General features: G+C 61.6%; 18 protein-coding genes and 1 tRNA gene. 10 read left to right on the top strand and 9 right to left on the bottom strand.

Annotation, left to right across the window (positions count from 1 at the left end; all coding sequences use genetic code 11):
• The first annotated feature begins 2 nt into the window (after window positions 1-2).
• The 4 genes from prmC to PQR67_RS19950 all read left to right on the top strand — a co-directional run bounded on the left by prmC (window position 3) and on the right by PQR67_RS19950 (window position 2927).
• Window positions 3-845 carry a peptide chain release factor N(5)-glutamine methyltransferase gene (gene prmC, locus PQR67_RS19965; RefSeq protein ID WP_408462804.1) on the top strand — a complete coding sequence of 281 codons (843 nt, stop codon included), beginning with the start codon at window positions 3-5 and terminating at the stop codon, window positions 843-845.
• Window positions 846-957: 112 nt separating this feature from the next.
• Window positions 958-1269 carry a Grx4 family monothiol glutaredoxin gene (gene grxD / locus PQR67_RS19960; protein ID WP_012434475.1) on the top strand — a complete coding sequence of 104 codons (312 nt, stop codon included), beginning with the start codon at window positions 958-960 and terminating at the stop codon, window positions 1267-1269.
• Window positions 1270-1318: 49 nt separating this feature from the next.
• Window positions 1319-1918, top strand: coding sequence for a UbiX family flavin prenyltransferase (locus PQR67_RS19955; protein WP_408462801.1), 600 nt, complete (start codon window positions 1319-1321; stop codon window positions 1916-1918).
• Between the two features lie 223 nt (window positions 1919-2141).
• Window positions 2142-2927, top strand: a complete 786-nt coding sequence (locus PQR67_RS19950; RefSeq protein ID WP_408462798.1) for a DODA-type extradiol aromatic ring-opening family dioxygenase — start codon at window positions 2142-2144, stop codon at window positions 2925-2927.
• 161 nt (window positions 2928-3088) lie between these two features.
• Here PQR67_RS19950 and PQR67_RS19945 read toward each other — a convergent pair whose 3' ends face one another.
• The gene (locus PQR67_RS19945; RefSeq protein ID WP_408462795.1) at window positions 3089-4684 is read right to left on the bottom strand and encodes an APC family permease; all 1596 of its coding nucleotides are present in this window, start codon (window positions 4682-4684) and stop codon (window positions 3089-3091) included.
• Window positions 4685-5218: 534 nt separating this feature from the next.
• On the opposite strand from PQR67_RS19945, the gene PQR67_RS19940 reads away from it, so the two are divergent.
• Window positions 5219-5422, top strand: a complete 204-nt coding sequence (locus tag PQR67_RS19940) for a cold-shock protein (RefSeq protein WP_060858913.1) — start codon at window positions 5219-5221, stop codon at window positions 5420-5422.
• A gap of 110 nt (window positions 5423-5532) precedes the next feature.
• Here PQR67_RS19940 and PQR67_RS19935 read toward each other — a convergent pair whose 3' ends face one another.
• A complete protein-coding gene (locus tag PQR67_RS19935) occupies window positions 5533-6783 on the bottom strand; it encodes an Hsp70 family protein (RefSeq protein ID WP_408462792.1) in 1251 nt (416 codons plus the stop codon).
• Between the two features lie 190 nt (window positions 6784-6973).
• Here PQR67_RS19935 and PQR67_RS19930 point away from each other — a divergent pair, with 190 nt between their 5' ends.
• Window positions 6974-8449, top strand: a complete 1476-nt coding sequence (locus PQR67_RS19930) for an MFS transporter (RefSeq protein ID WP_408462789.1) — start codon at window positions 6974-6976, stop codon at window positions 8447-8449.
• 129 nt (window positions 8450-8578) lie between these two features.
• Here the strand turns inward: PQR67_RS19930 and PQR67_RS19925 are convergent, their stop codons facing one another.
• Together PQR67_RS19925 and PQR67_RS19920 are read right to left on the bottom strand one after the other, a co-directional pair.
• Window positions 8579-9172, bottom strand: a complete 594-nt coding sequence (locus tag PQR67_RS19925) for a nitroreductase family protein (RefSeq protein WP_408462786.1) — start codon at window positions 9170-9172, stop codon at window positions 8579-8581.
• A gap of 189 nt (window positions 9173-9361) precedes the next feature.
• On the bottom strand, window positions 9362-10645 hold the full coding sequence (locus PQR67_RS19920; protein ID WP_408462783.1) for an MFS transporter: 1284 nt from the start codon (window positions 10643-10645) through the stop codon (window positions 9362-9364).
• A gap of 155 nt (window positions 10646-10800) precedes the next feature.
• On the opposite strand from PQR67_RS19920, the gene PQR67_RS19915 reads away from it, so the two are divergent.
• Together PQR67_RS19915 and PQR67_RS19910 are read left to right on the top strand one after the other, a co-directional pair.
• Window positions 10801-11442, top strand: coding sequence for a TetR/AcrR family transcriptional regulator (locus PQR67_RS19915; protein WP_408462780.1), 642 nt, complete (start codon window positions 10801-10803; stop codon window positions 11440-11442).
• Window positions 11443-11527: 85 nt separating this feature from the next.
• Window positions 11528-12082, top strand: coding sequence for a DUF1415 domain-containing protein (locus PQR67_RS19910; RefSeq protein WP_408462778.1), 555 nt, complete (start codon window positions 11528-11530; stop codon window positions 12080-12082).
• Between the two features lie 62 nt (window positions 12083-12144).
• Here PQR67_RS19910 and PQR67_RS19905 read toward each other — a convergent pair whose 3' ends face one another.
• Window positions 12145-12987, bottom strand: a complete 843-nt coding sequence (locus PQR67_RS19905) for a class I SAM-dependent methyltransferase (RefSeq protein WP_408462776.1) — start codon at window positions 12985-12987, stop codon at window positions 12145-12147.
• A 385-nt stretch (window positions 12988-13372) separates the two neighbouring features.
• On the opposite strand from PQR67_RS19905, the gene PQR67_RS19900 reads away from it, so the two are divergent.
• A complete protein-coding gene (locus tag PQR67_RS19900) occupies window positions 13373-13693 on the top strand; it encodes a type II toxin-antitoxin system HicA family toxin (protein ID WP_093643478.1) in 321 nt (106 codons plus the stop codon).
• A 91-nt stretch (window positions 13694-13784) separates the two neighbouring features.
• Here PQR67_RS19900 and PQR67_RS19895 read toward each other — a convergent pair whose 3' ends face one another.
• Window positions 13785-13994: a DUF1059 domain-containing protein gene (locus PQR67_RS19895; RefSeq protein ID WP_153137554.1), complete on the bottom strand. Its 210-nt coding sequence runs from the start codon at window positions 13992-13994 to the stop codon at window positions 13785-13787.
• Window positions 13995-14376: 382 nt separating this feature from the next.
• Between PQR67_RS19895 and PQR67_RS19890 the strand changes: the two genes are divergently transcribed.
• A complete protein-coding gene (locus PQR67_RS19890; protein WP_408462773.1) occupies window positions 14377-15645 on the top strand; it encodes a TIGR03862 family flavoprotein in 1269 nt (422 codons plus the stop codon).
• A 52-nt stretch (window positions 15646-15697) separates the two neighbouring features.
• On the opposite strand, the gene PQR67_RS19885 is transcribed toward PQR67_RS19890, so the two are convergent.
• The 3 genes from PQR67_RS19885 to PQR67_RS19875 all read right to left on the bottom strand — a co-directional run bounded on the left by PQR67_RS19885 (window position 15698) and on the right by PQR67_RS19875 (window position 17874).
• Window positions 15698-16822, bottom strand: a complete 1125-nt coding sequence (locus tag PQR67_RS19885) for a methyltransferase (RefSeq protein WP_408462771.1) — start codon at window positions 16820-16822, stop codon at window positions 15698-15700.
• Between the two features lie 426 nt (window positions 16823-17248).
• A tRNA-Thr gene (locus tag PQR67_RS19880) sits at window positions 17249-17324 on the bottom strand.
• 19 nt (window positions 17325-17343) lie between these two features.
• Window positions 17344-17874, bottom strand: a complete 531-nt coding sequence (locus PQR67_RS19875) for a ClpXP protease specificity-enhancing factor (protein WP_408462768.1) — start codon at window positions 17872-17874, stop codon at window positions 17344-17346.
• Window positions 17875-17941 lie beyond the last annotated feature (67 nt).

Raw genomic sequence — 17941 nt, 5'->3', positions numbered from 1 at the left:
GGATGAATCCGGTTACGCCCGCCGCGCTCCTGCGCGCCTCGCCACTGCCCTCGCTCGAAGCGCGGATTCTGCTCACGCACGTACTCGGCTGGCGGCATACGCAATTGATTACGCGCAGCGAAGAAGCGCTCGACCACGCGCTAGTTGAGCGATACCGGGCCATGGAAGCGCGACGTGTCGCCGGCGAGCCGGTGGCACAACTGGTCGGCGTACGCGAATTTTTCGGGCTCGATTTTGAAGTCACACCGGACGTACTGATTCCACGTCCGGAAACCGAATTGCTGGTCGAAACGACGTTGGCTGCGCTGGAAAACATCTCGCGGCCATGCGTGCTCGATCTGGGCACCGGCACCGGTGCGATTGCGGTGGCGATTGCGTCGATGCGGCCCGACGCACAGGTCTGGGCGCTGGATCGCTCCGCCGAAGCGCTGGCGGTGGCCACACGCAACGCCGCCTGTCTGCTGGATAGCCGGCGCCCCGGCGGCGCCGTGACATTGCAGCAAAGCGACTGGTACAGCTCGCTCGACACAGCGCTGCGCTTCAACGTGATCGTCAGCAATCCGCCCTATATCGCCAGCGGCGATCCGCATCTGGCGGAAGGCGATCTGCGCTTCGAACCGCGCGGCGCGCTCACCGACGAAGCCGACGGGCTCAGCGCGATCCGCAAGATCGTTGCCGGCGCACCTGCACGTCTGGCCGCCAACGGCGTATTGTGGATCGAACACGGATACGATCAGGCCGAAGCCGTGCGCGATCTGCTGACGGCGCAGGGTTTTGCGCAAGTCCGCTCGGAGCGGGATCTTGCCGGCATCGAGCGAATCAGCGGCGGGCAGTGGCCCGGCTGACCTCGATGGACCGCCTGAATCGGCGGGGTAGCAAGCGCCTCAGGCCGGTGTGACCGAAATCCGCTATCATTTCAGCCTATTCCCTACACATAACGGAACCGCAAGGTCAGTCATGGATACGCAACAACGCATCAAGCAAATCGTCGACGAAAACAACGTCGTGCTCTTCATGAAGGGCACCGCTCAGTTCCCGATGTGCGGTTTTTCCGGCCGCGCCATCCAGATTCTGAAAGCGTGCGGCGTCGGCGAAATCAAGACCGTCAACGTGCTCGAAGACGATGAAGTCCGCCAGGGTATCAAGCAGTTCTCGAACTGGCCGACCATTCCGCAGCTCTATGTAAAGGGCGAATTCGTCGGCGGCTCGGACATCATGATGGAAATGTACGAATCGGGCGAACTGCAGCAACTGTTCGCTGCGGCCTGAACGTCCGCTGTCCGAACGTTCGTCGTCCACCGATAAGGCGCCGCGAGCCATGGAAACACGCGCTGCGGCGCCACGCCGGCTGATCGTTGCGATCACCGGTGCGACCGGCGCCATCTACGGCATCCGGTTGCTCGAGACGTTGCGCAAGCTGGGCGGCGTCGAGAGCCATCTGCTGATTTCGAGCGCTGGCTGGCTCAATATCCAGCACGAACTCCAGTTGAGCAAAGAAGACGTGCATCCGCTCGCGGATGTTGTCCACTCGGTGCGCGATGTCGGCGCGAGTATCGCATCCGGCTCGTTTGCCACCGACGGCATGGTGGTCGCCCCCTGCTCAATGCGAACGCTGGCCAGCGTCGCGCACGGTTTTTCCGACAACCTGATCACCCGCGCCGCCGATGTCACGCTCAAAGAGCGCCGCCGGCTCGTGCTTCTCGTGCGCGAAACACCGTTCAATCTTGCGCATCTGCGCAACATGACGGCCGTCACCGAAATGGGCGGCGTGATCTTTCCGCCGTTGCCCGCTTTCTACAACCAACCCGCCACAATCGACGAAATGGTCGATCACACGGTGGCGCGCGTACTGGATCTATTCGCGTTGGGCCCGGCCATGTCGCCCGCGTGGCAAGGTTTGCGCGGCGCGCAGGAATAATTCGCCGGGCGAATTGCCGCCACCGCCCGTGGCGCGAAGGCAGGCGTTACATCGGCGTGGCTTTGCGAACAGGGGCGAGCGGCGCGCCACAATCTTTTCGTCGCCATTAATCACACCTGCGACACAATCAATTCCGTTTTCACCCGTTTATCAAACGCCGGTACGGACCTATATTGATAGCAACCCCACTTCCACGCCGCGCTCCCGCGGCGACGTTGCTGCCATGAATCGCTTACCGTCGCTGTTCCTCTCCCACGGCGCGCCTACGCTGCCGATCGACCCTTCGCTGCCGTCCGCCGAATTCGGCACGTTAGCGGCGCAATTGCCGCGGCCCGAAGCCGTGCTGATGCTGTCGGCCCACTGGGGCACGGCGCAGCCGGTGGCGAGCACGTCCACGGCGCCGGAAACCATTCACGATTTCTACGGCTTCCCGCGTCAGTTGTACGAGATTCAATATCCGGCTCCGGGCGTGCCCGATGTGGCTCGCCGAGCCGCCGTACTGCTTGGCGAGCACGGTATTCTGACCACTACGGAGCCGCATGGACTCGACCACGGCGCGTGGGTGCCGATGCTGCTGATGTTCCCGCAGGCCGACGTGCCGGTCGCACAGCTATCGATCCAGCCGCACATGGACGCCGCCCATCACTTCCGCGTGGGTCGCGCGCTGCGCTCGCTGAAAGACGACGGCGTGATGGTGATCGGTTCGGGCCAGATCACGCACAACCTGCGCGCGGCGGATTTTTCCGCACGCCCGGAAGACGCCGATCCGCGCGTGGCCGAATTCACCGACTGGTTCGAGGCCAGGCTCGCGGCACACGACATCGACGCGTTGCTCGACTACCGCCGTCAGGCGCCGCACGCGGTGCTGATGCATCCGACCGACGAGCACCTGCTGCCGGTATTCGCGGCCCTGGGTGCAGCGGACGACGATTATTCGCTGGCGATCCAGTCGCTCGGAACCTATCAGCGCTCGCTCGCGATGACGAACTACGTGTTCGGCACCGCCTGAATCAACGCGAACTCAGCGCGATCGAAGCGCCACCCAAGCGCCAAGCCACGGTCGAAACGCCGCAAACAAAAAAGCCCGCCTGAGCAACTCAGGCGGGCTTTTTTCATACGGCGCCGGACCAGGGCGGTCCGACAACCAGGCGCAAGACTCAGCGCGGCAACTTAGTGCGCGCCCATGCCTTCGAGCACTTCGTCGTGCGTCTGACGCTCTTCGAGGTATTCCGAACGGTAGCCGCTATGCACGCCCCAGTAGTAGAACACCAGCGAGAACGCGGCCACTACCAGCATGTCCCAGCCGTACGGCAGAAGGCCACGGCCGCCGAATTCCTTGCTGCCGATCAGCGACAGAATCGCCATCACCGGCAGATAGGCTACGAGCCACCATGCAGCCTTCAGGTCACGCCCCCAGCCGCCGAAACCCGACTTCGCCTGGAAGTAGAAGTACACCGGTAGCGCGACAACCATCAGCAGGATGATTTCGCCGGTCAGCGGCCACTTCGCCCAGTACAGAATCAGCGACGCGCACACGAAAGCGAACGGCGCAATGAGCTTCATGCCGGGAATGTGCAGCGGGCGCTCCAGATCCGTCGCCGCGCGGCGCAGTGCCATCAGGCTGATCGGGCCGGTCAGGTACGAGATCACGGTCGCGACCGAGATCACCGCCGCCAACGAGCTCCAGCCGCGGAAGAAGAACAGGAAGATGAACGACACCAGCAGGTTGAACCACATCGCCTGACGCGGCACGCCGTAGAACGGGTGCACGTTGCCGAACATCTTCGGCATCGTGTTGTTGCGCTCCATTGCGTAGATCATGCGGGTGGTGGTCGCCATGTAAGTCGTGCCGGTACCGCTCGGGCTGACAAACGCGTCGACGTACAACAGGATAGCCAGCCAGTTCAGGTTCAGCGCGATCGCCAGTTCGGCAAACGGCGAAGCGAAGTTGAAGTGGCTCCAGCCCTTCATCACGTCGCCCGGGCTCACCGCGCCGATATAGGCGATCTGCAACAACACGTAGATCACCAGCGCCAGCAGGATCGAACCGATCACTGCGAACGGCACGCTCTTGGCCGGATTGCGCGCTTCACCCGCGAGGTTGATCGGGCTCTGGAAACCGTTGAAAGCGAACACGATGCCGCTTGTCGACACGGCGGTCAGCACAGCCGACCAGCCGTACGGCGCGAAGGTGCTCGCTTCGCCGAAGTTTTCCTTGTGGAAGCCTGTCAGCATCAGACCCGCGATCGTCGCACCCGGAATCAGGAACTTGAAGACCGTGATCGCCGAATTGGCGCGCGCGAACAACTTCACGCCCCAGTAGTTCAGAAGGAAGTAAATGATCACCAGGGCCGCGGACAGTAATAACCCATTGGTCGTTAATGACCCATCCACGAATAGCGCATGCGCCCATGGATACGGCCAGGTACTCATATATTGAATGGAAGCTTCGGCTTCGATTGGAATCACCGAGACAATGGCGATCCAGTTGGCCCATGCGCTGATGAAACCAACCAGCGCGCCGTGCGAGTAGCGTGCGTAACGCACCATACCGCCGGACTCAGGGAACATTGCACCGAGTTCTGCGTAGGTCAATGCGATCGCGAGAATCACCACCGCGCCGATGACCCATGCACAAATGGCCGCCGGTCCGGCAATTTTTGCAGCCTTCCACGCGCCGAACAGCCAGCCCGATCCGATGATCGACCCCAAGCCGGTCAGCAGCAGTGCGACTGGCCCAATGTTCCGTTGAATAGAACTTTTCACATCTTCTCCTGTGTCGACCAGAGTTAGCGCGGTAGCACTTACTCCGGTCCCATACACCGTGTGTCGGCCGGAGTTAGTGCTTTAGCACTTACTTCAGCCCCATGCAAGTTTGCAGCAGAATCATGCCGGCACCGCGTGACATCGCTTGTGGCGCTGAGGACGGGTGACGCGCATGCATGCGCGACGGTCCATTCCAATCAGGTGCAACCGACGCGCGGCGCGTAGTTTAACGGTTGCACCCGTCCGCTGCAGCGGAACCAAGGGTTCTCCCTGGCAAAAAATTCGGGCAAATAGCAAGCTTTGTAAGCAATTTCTACGCCAATCCATCAAAATCTTGTAAAGTTGGGACCAGAGTGTTGACCTTCGCCCGAAATGGCCGTATAACGTTCGGGCAGGATTTCAAGCGGCGAGTGAATTGGTCTTTCGTAGTTCGCCCATCAACGGTACTCCGGTTGGTCCCATTACCCCCTTCCTTGATTTTCATGCGCACCCATTGGGCTTCGGCCTTATTTACCATCTTTAGGAACAAGTAATATGGAAACCGGTACCGTCAAGTGGTTCAATGACGCAAAGGGCTTTGGCTTCATCACGCCGGACGGCGGCGGCGAAGATCTGTTCGCGCATTTCTCGGAAATCCGTACGGAAGGCTTCAAGACGCTGCAAGAAAACCAAAAGGTTACGTTTGAAGTGAAGACGGGCCCGAAGGGCAAGCAAGCTGCTAACATCAAGCCGGCGTAAGCAAGCAAGCTTCCTTCTGGACGCAAAAAACCCCGCCTCGGCGGGGTTTTTTTATATTCATCGCAACGGTATGCGGTGATTATCTTCGCAGTATGCGATTGGTAAGTCTTTTATCCGAACAGACGCCGCGCGTGAATACCGAGACCTGTCGCAACGCTGGCAAGACGATCGCCGAATACCGCTTTTGCATCGGGAAATGCCGCCGCCAATGCGCCCGATAGAAACGCCAGGCCAGTCGAGCCACCCGTGAAGTAAATCGCGTTGACGTCGCGCGGGGCTACGCCGGCCGCCTGCACTGTGTCGCGCGCCGCCTGCACGATGCGCCGCGTCTCGTCCTGCCCGGCCTTGATAAGCTGCGCTTCGTCGAACGCGAGGCGCAGGTCGTCTTCCACCTCGTCGAGGTCGATCACGGTCTCGCCGCCCGCCGCCACGCCGATCTTCGCCTCTTCCGCATGAGCCGCCAAGGCATGGCCCAAGCGGCGCTCCACGACGCGCATCAGGCGGTCGTGATGCTTGACCTCGGTAAACAGATGCCGCATGAGCGCTAGCTCGCTGACGCGCTTCGGGGCGTAGACGGTGTTGATCAGGTGCCAGGTGGCCAGGTCGAAATAGATACGGCTCGGAATCTCGCGGCCTTCGGGGTCGAGCGTCTGATAGCCGAGTTCACGCAGGATCGTCACCAGTTCGACACGACGGTCGAAATCAGTACCTGCCACGTGCACACCGTGATGCGCCAACACGTCTTCTTTGCGCTCGACGCGCTTCATCCGCTCCGGCCCGACTCGCACCAGCGAAAAGTCCGAGGTACCGCCGCCGATGTCGGCCACCAGCACGAGGCCCTCTTCCGTCAGATGCGATTCGTAGTCGAACGCGGCCGCGATTGGCTCATACTGAAAGTGAATCTCGCGCAAACCGACTGAACGCGCGGCCGCTTCGAGCTGCTGCTGCGCCATCTGGTCCGCGCGCGGATCGTCGTCGACGAAGAACACCGGGCGGCCCAGCACGGCGCGGCTGATCGGCGCACCGGTGCTCTTTTCCGCCGAGCGCTTCAGGTGGTCGACGAAAATCGCGATGATGTCCGTGTACTTGATCGCCGAACCGTCGCCGAGATCGGTCGAATTCTCGGCGAGCGGCGAGCCGAGAATACTTTTCATCGAGCGCATCAGACGGCCGTCGAAACCGTCGATGTATGCCGCCAACGCCGAGCGCCCGAACTCGCGGGTGTTTTCGTCGGTGTTGAAAAAGACGGCGGTCGGCAGCGTCGTATAGGCGCCCTCGACCGGCGCAAGCCTAAGCGCAGCGCCGTCAGGGACGGCTACGGCCGAGTTGGAAGTACCGAAGTCAATCGCGCAATAGTTCATGGCAGGAATCGCCGCTCACGGCTGGCGCGGACAGAAAGGGGAGCGGCTTTGTATCACGAAAGCCCGATCAGCATCAACTGACGCTTTCCGGGACGCCCGCAACCGTGTCCCGCGTCCGCTCGACGGAACAAAAATTGCTCAATCCGACAGGATACGCCACCAAATTTCGATAATCAGGAGACTTGCAGCAATGAGCGCGCCGCCTACCGCCGTTGTCCACGAGAAAAACGCCACCGTTATTGAAACCGATCTACCCTCGCGGCTCGACCGTTTGCCGTGGGGACGCTTTCATTCGCTGATCGTTGTCGCGCTGGGCGTGACGTGGCTGCTGGACGGTCTTGAAGTTACGCTGGCGGGCGCCGTGGCAAGCGCGTTGAAGTCCAGCCCATCGTTGCGCTTTACCAACGCCGACGTGGGCCTCGCCGGCAGCGCGTACATTGCCGGCGCCGTGCTCGGCGCGCTCGGCTTCGGCTGGCTGACCGACCGGCTCGGCCGCCGCAAGCTGTTTTTCATCACGCTCGCGCTGTACCTGGCCGCCACCGCGGCGACTGCTTTGTCGTGGAATCTCGCCAGCTTCCTGCTGTTTCGCTTTCTCACCGGCGCGGGCATCGGCGGCGAATATACGGCGATCAATTCGACCATTCAGGAATTCACGCCGGCGCGGGTGCGCGGCTGGGCCGACCTCGGCATCAACGGCACCTTCTGGGTCGGCGCGGGACTCGGCGCGGCCGGCTCGCTGGTCCTGCTCGATCCGAATCTGCTACCGGGCGACTGGGGCTGGCGCGCGTGTTTTTTCATCGGTGCGGTGCTGGCGCTGGCGATTTTGCCGATGCGCATCTGGGTGCCCGAAAGTCCGCGCTGGCTGCTGACGCACGGCGGCGAACGCGACGCGCGCGCGATCGTCGAGGGCATCGAAATGCGTTTTCGCGACGAAGGCCGTACGCTCGCCGACGATGACCTCACACGGCTCAAGCTGAGAGCACGCGGACATACGCCGCTGCGCGAGGTGTTTCACACGCTTTTCAATGTGCATCGGCGACGTGCGCTGGTCGGCCTGTCATTGATGACGGCGCAGGCGTTCTTCTACAACGCGATCTTTTTCACCTACGCGCTGGTGCTGACCGATTTCTATCACGTGCCGGGCGATCACATCGGCTGGTATCTGTTGCCGTTCGCGCTCGGCAACTTCCTTGGACCGCTGATACTCGGGCGGCTCTTCGACGTCATCGGGCGGCGCAAGATGATCGCCACGACTTACGCGCTGTCCGGCATCCTGTTGACGATAAGCGGCTACCTGTTCGAGCAGCAGATGCTAACCGTCGTGACCCAGACGATCGCATGGATGGTGGTTTTCTTCTTCGCCTCGGCTGCGGCGAGTTCGGCGTATCTGACCGTCAGCGAATCGTTTCCACTGGAAATCCGCGCGCTGGCGATCGCGGTGTTCTATGCGTTCGGTACGGCGTTGGGCGGCATCATCGGCCCGGCCTTCTTCGGCCGGTTGATCGATACTCATCAGCGCAGCGAAGTGTTCGTGGGTTATCTGGTCGGCTCGGGGCTGATGCTCGCCGCCTCCGTGATCGCCGCGATCTGGGGCGTGGATGCGGAGCGCAAGCCGCTCGAGAGTGTCGCCGCGCCGCTCTCGAGCGTTGTGGACGAAGCGGATTGAACCATGCGCTTCGAGCAGTGTGGACGGCGGGGAACCAACCACGCGCCTTGATCCATCACGAACCATGCGCAATGAAAAAACGCGCGGTCGGCGCCGCGCGTTTTTATTACGACTAAGGCCGCCGGATCTTCAGAGCGGCTTCTTCCAGCCACCGCCAAAAGCGATCTCGGCAAGCGGCAAACGCTGACGCACCGACTTTTCGCGCTCACGCAGCACCGGATCGAGCTTGTCGACGTCGCCGTAGTGACCGAGCGAAATGATCGCGATCACGTCGACGTCCGTCGGCAGCTTGAATGTCGTGCGGAATGCGTTCGGATCGAAGCCGCTCATCTGATGCGCGGCGAGCCCGAGCGCATGCGCCTGCAGCACCAGCGCCATCGCCGCGGCACCCGCGTCGTACGGCGCACAGCGGTTCACTTCGCCCTTGTTGGTGAGCGTGTGCGTGGTCACCGCGATCAGCACCGGCGCCGGCGCGTTCCAGCCCTGGTTGAACGGCACCAGCGTGGCAAAGGCCTGCTTGAACGAGACTTCATCGACGCTGCGGTCGAATACGAGAAAACGCCATGGTTGAGCGTTATACGAAGACGGCGCCCAGCGTGCCGCTTCGAGCACCGAATGCAGATTCTCGCGGCTCACCGGCTCGCTCGAATACGCGCGCGGGCTCCAGCGACCTGCAATCAACTCGTGAATGGCAATTGCGGTAGGGGCGGGTTTGTTGGTCATGCGCTTCTCTCGGTCGAAATTCATGATCGACGGGCGGCTGCCCGGGGGCTCATAGCATAACCGGGCTGAGCCGCTCGCGCTCCAACAAGTGCGCAGTTAGTTTTCACGTCGGAGGTAATGGCAAACAACCCCTTATGGGGTCGTTTGCCAGGCTTCCTTTGTTCACCACCGCTCACAGCGGGCGCAGCGTCACACCGCTTGCGGCTGCGGCACCTTGGCCGGCCGGTTGATTCGCAACACGATTACAGCAGCAACGAGACACAGCCCGCCAGAAATCATCGAGGCCACCGTGTACGTGCCGAGACTCGCGCGCAACATGCCGGCGCCGAGCGCCGCGAACGCCGCGCCAAGCTGGTGGCCGGCAACCACCCAGCCGAACACGACCGGTGCCGCTTCCTTGCCGTAGACATCGGTGGCGAGACGCACGGTGGGCGGCACGGTGGCGATCCAGTCGAGTCCATAGAACACCGCGAACAACGGCAGGCCGAAGAAATCGATGCCAAAGGCGTGCGGCAGATACATCAAGGACAAACCGCGCAAACCGTAGTACCAGAACAGCAGCACGCGACTATTGAAGCGGTCCGACAGCCAGCCCGACAGCGTCGTGCCGAACAGATCGAAGATGCCCATTGCGGCAAGCAAGGACGCGCCCTGCACTTCGGTCATGCCGTAGTCGCCGCACATTGCGATCAGGTGCGTGCCGACGTAACCGTTGGTACTCGCGCCGCAAATGAAGAAACTGAAGAACAGCAGCCAGAAGTCGCGCGTCTTGCTTGCCATGGCGAGCGTGCCGAAGGCAATTGCCAGCGGATTCTGCTTCGTCACCGTGGTGGCAATCGGCGCGTCGGCCGGTTCGCCGAATGGGCGCAGCTTCATATCCGCGGGCCGCTCCGGCAACAGAAACGCGACCAGCGGCAAGACGATCGCGGCCGCGCCCGCGACGACCCATACCACCTGACGCCAGCCGTAATGCTCGGCGATGGCCGCGAGCATCGGCAGGAACACCAACTGACCGGTCGCCGAACTGGCGGTAAGAATCCCCATCACGAGGCCACGGTGTGTGGTGAACCAGCGCGTCACCACCGTCGCGGACAACGACAGCGCGGCCACGCCGGTCGAGCCGCCGACCATCACGCCCCAGATCAGGATCATCTGCCACGGATGCGTCATCAGCGACGACAGCGCCACGCCCGCCGCCATCGTGCCGAGCGCGATCAGCAAAGTAGGACGCACACCGAAGCGCTGCATTGCCGCGGCAGCGAACGGTCCCATCAGGCCGTAAAGCGCAATGTTGACGGAGATCGCGAGCGAGATCGTCGCGCGGCTCCAGCCGAACTGATGTTCCAGCGGCACCATCATCACGCTCGGCGTGGCACGGGTGCCCGCCGCCGCCAACAGCACCAGAAATACCACCGCCACGGTCAACCAGCCGTAGTGGAAACGTCCGCCAATCAGTCTCGCTGCCCAGTTCATCGGTTCTCCAATCGACGCCTGCCCCACAGGCCGCGCCGCTCGCATTGTTACGACTTCGGTAAAGGACTTGTGACAGATCAGTCACAATAGGTGTTGCGATCTTAGTTACTGGTCGGTAACATGTCAAGGCGTTAATTCAATTCAGGTGGCATGCCATGTCCGACAGTGAAACTCCCAAGCCAGCCGGTACACGGCGAGCGCGCGGCGCGCAGACAGCCGGCCCGCAGGCGCAGCAGCATCTCTTGCGCGCCGCGGACGAACTGTTTTATCGCGAGGGAGTACGCATGGTCGGCGTCGACGCGGTGGTCGAGCGCGCCGGCGTGAACAAGATGAGTTTGTACCGCCAGTTTTCGTCGAAAGACGAATTGGTGATGGCTTATCTGGAGAGCAAGGACGAGCAATTCTTCGGCTACGTGGAGAAGAGCTTTGCAAAGCATCCAGGCGAGCCGGCGAAGCAGCTTCAGCAATATTTCGACGATCTGGCGGTGCGTGCATCGATCGACGACTATCGTGGCTGTCCTTTCGTGAACGTATCGGTGGAGTTTCCCGATGTCGCGCATCCGGCGCGGCAATTCGTGTTTCGCAACAAGGAACGGCTGATGGCGCGGCTTCTGGAATTGACGACCGCGGCAGGCGCCAACGATCCCGTGGCGTTGGCTGACGGGCTGGGCTTGATGATCGAAGGCGTGTACGCGGCCAGCCAGACATACGGCCCGGGTTGCGGGCCGATTCTTGCCGCACCGAAGGTGGCGGCGCAGTTGATCGCCGCGGCGTGCGGCGAGTCACGGGCGCGTTAAGGCTTCTGCCATCCTGCTACGGCAGGACATGGATCGCTACCTTTGCGCGCCGTTAGAATGACGGTTTCCCCCTTTGCTGCGTGCCATGTCGTCGCCTGCCGAATCTCATGATGCTGTTATCGCCCTCACTCGTCACTGGCTGACGAAAGCCGTGATCGGGCTCAATCTGTGCCCCTTTGCCAAGGCCGTGCATGTGAAGGAGCAAATTCGCTACGCAGTGAGCGACGCCGTGGATATGGAAGGGGTTTTAACGGATCTCGAAACCGAGATTCAGGCGCTTGTCGCGGCGAGTCCAGAAGCAGTGGATACGACGCTTCTGGTTTTACCTCGGGCACTCGGTGATTTTCTCGACTATAACGATTGCCTGTTTTTTGCCGAAAGAATGATCAAGCAACTTCGGCTGGAAGGCATTATCCAGATTGCGAGCTTTCATCCTCACTATCAGTTTGAAGGCAGTGAGCCCGGCGATATCGAGAATTATACGAATCGGGCGCCTTATCCGATTTTCCATCTGCTTCGCGAGGATAGTATTGAACGGGCCGTTCAGGCTTTTCCCGATGCGGAAGCTATTTATGAGCGGAATCAGGAGACCCTTCGGCGGATCGGTCTCAAAGGTTGGAATGATCTGATGAAAATATAGCTCGCGCGGTGGCGATGAAAAGACCACCGCCGGCCACCGCAGAATCACTGCTGCAGAAAAAATCACGCAGGGACAAAAAACCTTTCCTTCAGCTCTTCGATCCCAAGCGTTTCCATCACTTCATTGAGCCGCTCAGCCGGCCGCCGTCTCGGCAGATCCTTGAACTGGGCAATAATCAGTTCATTCTTCATGGAATGCTCCCACCCGACCAACTCGGTCACGCTCACCTGATAACCATGTGCTTCGAGCTGCAAGCAGCGCAGCACGTTGGTAATCTGACTTCCGAATTCCCGGGTATGCAGCGGATGCCGCCAGATCTCGGTCAGCGCATTGCCCAGCGATTTGCCCTTGTTTTGCCGTAGAACTCCCGCCACCTCAGCCTGGCAACACGGCACCACCACGATGTACTTGGCCTGCTTTTCCAGCGCAAACCGGAGCGCGTCGTCGGTTGCGGTATTGCACGCATGGAGCGCCGTCACGATATCGATTTGCGCCGGCAAGCGCTCCGACGTAATCGACTCCGCCACCGACAAATTCAGAAACGACATCCCCGTGAAGCCCAGCCGGCCGGCCAGTTCCTCGGATTTCTTCACGAGTTCCTCGCGCGTTTCGATGCCGTAAATGTGCGACGCACCACCCGCGGCGTCCTGAAACTCCTTGAAGAAAAGGTCATACAGGATAAAACCTAGGTATGACTTGCCCGCGCCGTGGTCGACGAGCGTCACCGCGCCCTGCTGGTCCTTGAGGTCTTTCAGCAGCGGCTCGATGAACTGGAACAGGTGATAGACCTGCTTCAGCTTGCGGCGGCTGTCCTGGTTCATCTTGCCGTCGCGCGTCAGGATATGGAGCTCCTTCAGCAGTTCGACGGATTGGTTCGGGCGGATTTCGTGGGTTTTGCTGGACATCGTGGGGACCGCCATCGATTGCAACGCGAACGTGCGACAGATGACGGAAAAAAGGAAAAGTTGCTGCCAGTTTACCCAAAGCGCGGGCCGCTCACCTGAGGAGCCGTGTCGACTACGCAAGAAACGCCACAAACCTGGAACACTTCGTGCGTAAAACGCACTACGCGGGAACGTTTCCAACGTGGCTTGAAAGCATCTTGCGGGCCGGCTCACCCGATGGCGTAAGCCGTGTCGCGCATAACAAGAGGCTGCCGGCCGTGGCGTCGATCACGCGAACCGAATGCATGTGGGGAGGACGGTCCCGGAACACGGGCCGAACGTTACGTAACCAGCAGCGCGCCGCGATATCAAACGGACGCGCGCCTGGAAAATAGAAGAGGCAGCAATGGACACGGTACCCAACGGAAACGTCGAACAGAAATTTCAGGAAATGATGGCGAAGCTCACCGCCGCGCCCGCGTGGTCGGAAAAGCAGCAGCTCGAACTGGAAATGGCGCGCGATATTTCCACCGAAATGCTGCGACTCGCCGAGGTCATGCGCGACGGCAGCGTCGACATGGAAACATGCCTGACGATGCTCAAGTACGCGAAAGTGCTCGACTTCGTGATGACGACGCTCGCTTCGCGTCGCGACATCAAACCGCAAACGCTGCGGGTCATTTTCAAGCTGGCCGGCCTGAAGGTGGACGAGGCCTATCCCGGTTAAGGCGCCCATGCGACGCCGCGATCGGTTCGAGCGGCTCCCCACCGTTCGAACTGATCACCCGGCCTCTTTCCTCAGGACGAAGGACGACGCATCACGCGCGCGGTGCCTCGACCGGTGGCGTGCCGTCATGAAACAACGTCTTGAGCTGTGAGCGCAGTTCCGGCGAGTCCGCGTGCTTGTGCACCGTCACGGCGTGCTGCACGGCCGCGTCGAGCAATTCGCTCTCGCTGTCGGCGGATAGGGCAACCGTGCAATTCATTTCGCTCGGAAACTCGCGGCAGTCGATGTATTTGCGAGTCATGGCAATCTCCTTGATCAAACATCGAAACATCCAGACGGACTGCAGACGCGCAGACCACGTCGCCAGCCGTGACGCGACAGGATGGGCAGCGTCGGGCGCAATGAGCAATGAGAATGGCGGGTTAGTTTGACGCGGGGAAGACGCGGGCTGCGTCCGATGGAAGGCATTTGAAAAGTATAGTTTGCGCGCGGAGATTGCAAAGCCGCGAGCGCAAACTGGGTGGCGTCGAAACCGCCCGAACCCAGTGTTTTTCAGCCGCCGGATCCGGCAGGCGCCCGTCCGTTTGCCCTGCGCTGCCCACGGTGTGAAAATAGCGCCCTTCGCGCCGCCTGATCGTCAGACTGAGTCGGCGCGCCGCCCTTCCGCTCATCTGCAGGACCGCATGTCATCCTCCTTCGATTCCGCCCGCGTCGCCGTGATCGGCGGCGGCCCCGCCGGCTTGATGGCCGCCGAGGCGCTCGCCCGGCAGGGCGTACAGGTCGACGTCTACGACGCGATGCCCTCAGTTGGCCGCAAATTCCTGATGGCGGGCAAAGGCGGCATGAACCTCACGCATTCGGAACCGCTCGAGCCGTTTCTTGACCGCTACGGCGCACGCCGCGAACAGATCGCGCCGCTACTCGACGCGTTTGGGCCGGACGCCTTGCGGGCTTGGTTGCATGGACTGGGTATCGAAACGTTCGTTGGCAGTTCGGGACGGGTTTTTCCGACCGACATGAAAGCGGCGCCGATGCTGCGCGCGTGGCTGCATCGGTTGCGCGAAGCCGGCGTGCGCTTTCACATGCGCCACAAGTGGACCGGTTGGGACAGCGATAGCGACGGCGCTGCGAACACCTTGCGCTTCGCCGCACCCGATGGCGAGCACCGCGTGAGCTGCGACGCCGTGGTGTTGGCACTCGGCGGTGCAAGCTGGCCGCGGCTCGGATCGGACGCCACCTGGGTGCCCCTGCTAGACGCGCGCGAAGTGCCGGTAACGCCATTGCGGCCCGCGAACTGCGGTTTCGATGCCGACTGGAGCCCCTATCTGCGTGAACGTTTCGCCGGCCAACCGGTGAAATCCGTGGCCATCACGCTCACCGACGTAGACAATAAAGTCCACAATCGACAAGGTGAAATACTTCTGACCGAAACGGGCCTTGAAGGGAGCCTGATTTATGCGCTGTCGGCCGTGATCCGCGAACGAATTCTCGCCGACGGCGATGCCACGATCGCGCTGGACCTGGCGCCAGGCTTGACGCTGGAGCGTGTCATCGCCGAAGTAACGCGACCGCGCGGCTCGCGTTCCATGTCGACTCACCTGCACGGCAGAATCGGTATAAGCGGCGTAAAACTGGCTTTGTTGCACGAGATTCTGTCGAAGGAAGCCTTTGCCGATGAGCAGGGTCTGGCGCATGCGATCAAGGCGCTTCCGGTTCCGCTCACGCGCGCCCGGCCGATCGCGGAAGCGATCAGCACCGCGGGCGGGGTGCCGTTTGAAGCGCTCGACAAGCATCTGATGATCGAGCGTCTGCCTGGCGTGTTTTGCGCCGGCGAGATGCTCGACTGGGAAGCGCCGACGGGCGGTTATCTACTCACCGCCTGCTTCGCCAGCGGACTCGTGGCCGGGCGCGGCGCATTGGCGTATCTCGAGGCGCGCGGCGTACCGGTCTGAGGCGCCGCTTTCTAGCGGCGCCCTATTGCGGACTAGCGCGGATCTGCGTGGATTAGCGCGCCTTCAGACGCCACAGCGACGTCACTTCGGCCATGCGCGCCGTGTGCAGCGCGTCGGTTTCATCGGTCGATTTCGGGTGCCGTGGACGAATATCCTCGCGGCCAACCACGGTCAACCCGGCCTTTTCGATGGCGGCCAGCAGCCACTCGCGCGTCCGCAATCCAAGATGCTCGGCGAAGTCCGACATGATCAGCCAGCCCTCCCCGCCCGGCGACAAATGCTCCGCGAGGCCGTTCAGAAACCCGAGCAACATGCGGCTTTCTGAATCGTAGATTGCGTATTCAATCGGCGATGCAGGTCGCGCCGGCAGCCACGGCGGATTGCAGAGCACCAGCGGCGCCCGGCCTTCCGGAAACAGATCGGCCTGCACGATTTCGACTTGCTGATCGTAGCCGAGCCGCGCGAGGTTCTCGCGCGCGCAGGCAAGCGCTCGCGGGTCCTGATCGGTTGCGACGATTTTCTTCACGCCGCGTTTGGCGAGCAGCGCGGCCAGCACGCCCGTGCCGGTGCCGATATCGAATGCCTTGTTCAAAGACGGCAACGGCGTGCGCGCGACCAGATCCACATACTCACCGCGCACCGGCGAAAACACGCCGTAGTGCGGATGGATGCGCTCGCCGAGCACCGGGATTTCGACGCCCTTTTTACGCCACTCGTGCGCGCCGATCAGGCCGAGCAATTCGCGTAGCGACACGACCGAGGGTTCATCGGCGGATGGCCCATAGGTTTCGATGCAGGCTTGCTGCACGTCAGGCGCCCGGCGCAGCGGGATGCCGTAAGCGGCGTCGAGCGGAATCAGGATCATGCCAAGCGTGCGGGCGCGTTGCGATTGCGCCTGACGATGCAGGTTGAACGCGTCGATCGGCGTTTCGCCCTGCTTGCGCGGTTTGCGTTCCAGCCGGCGCGTAACCGCCTGCAGCAGTTGGCGGGCGTTCTGGAAATCGCCGTTCCACAGCAACGCCGTGCCTTCGCACGCGAGGCGGTAGGCCGAGTCGGCAGTCGTGCGATCGTCCGCGACAACGACGCGCCTGGGCGCGGGCACTGCGGCTTCGGAACGCCAACGCGCGGAGCGAGGGCCGTCGGCTTCGGGCCAGGTGATGGTTGCGGGGCTGGTCATGATGAAGGTGGGGTCTGTGTTGCAGGAGTGACGCGATGAAACGTTGCGTCTCGGGGGCGTTGCCCGCCGGAGTGACTGATCGTGATGCCGACTGACGCCCGAATAGTACCCCTCAAGGGCGGGCTCGCGGGACGGTATCTGTCAATGGTCGCCCGAAAGCGGCTCACGCCATGGCCGTCTGAAGCAGACTATGAACGAATAGCGAGACCGACGTAGACTAAAATGTCCACAATCGACAAGGTGAATGAGATATGGTGAAAATGAGCCCTTTTCCGGTCTCACCCAACATCCTGGTTCAGCAAGCGTTCGCCTCTTCTGCCCCGTGCAGCAAGGACCGCAGAGCGCGAACCCATCCTGCTCATCCAATTTCCGCCCCAAATAAAAAACGGGTTTCTGAAATTCTTCAGAAACCCGTTTTCGTACAACTGGTGCCGGCTGCAGGACTCGAACCCGCCACCTCATGATTACAAGTCAAGCGCTCTACCTGATGAGCTAAGCCGGCATGAGGCCGTGATTCTACTTCATTTCACGATCTTGAGGCGAGCCCTTCCGCCACCTTTCGAGCCGTCATCGTCAGGTTGCGGCTCGTCGGCAACGTTATCCGCCTTCGCAGCGGCAGAATCAGCAGCAGACGACGACGTGTCGACCGCACGCGGCCCCACGCTGACGGGCGTAGCCGGCAATTCAGGTTCGTCCGCCAGTTCCGCATCCGCACCCGAATCCTGCGCTTCGCCGCCCGCCGATTCGACCGGGAACGCCATGCCCTGGCCATTTTCGCGTGCGTAGATCGCGAGAATATTCGTGATCGGCACTTCGATCTTGTGCGACTTGCCGGAGAAGCGCGCGCTGAACTCGATCCATTCGTTGCCCATCTGCAACTGGCTGGTCGCCTCGAAGCTGATGTTCAACACGATCTCGTTGTCACGCACGAACTGACGCGGCACGCGCGTCTGATTGTCGACCCGGACCGCAATATGCGGCGTGTAGCCGTTATCCGTGCACCACTCGTACAATGCGCGCAGCAGATAGGGCTTGGTGGAAATCTCTTGCATCAACAGTCCTCTTACCGGGTTTGGGCGCGCACGGAAAACATTCGAGACGCGGCGCCCTCACCCCAAA

Source organism: Paraburkholderia fungorum, from assembly GCF_046026025.1.
GTDB classification, from domain to species: domain Bacteria; phylum Pseudomonadota; class Gammaproteobacteria; order Burkholderiales; family Burkholderiaceae; genus Paraburkholderia; species Paraburkholderia fungorum_E.
The sequence above is the reverse complement of the archived record's forward strand: the minus strand, read 5'-3'. Positions and strand labels throughout refer to the sequence as shown.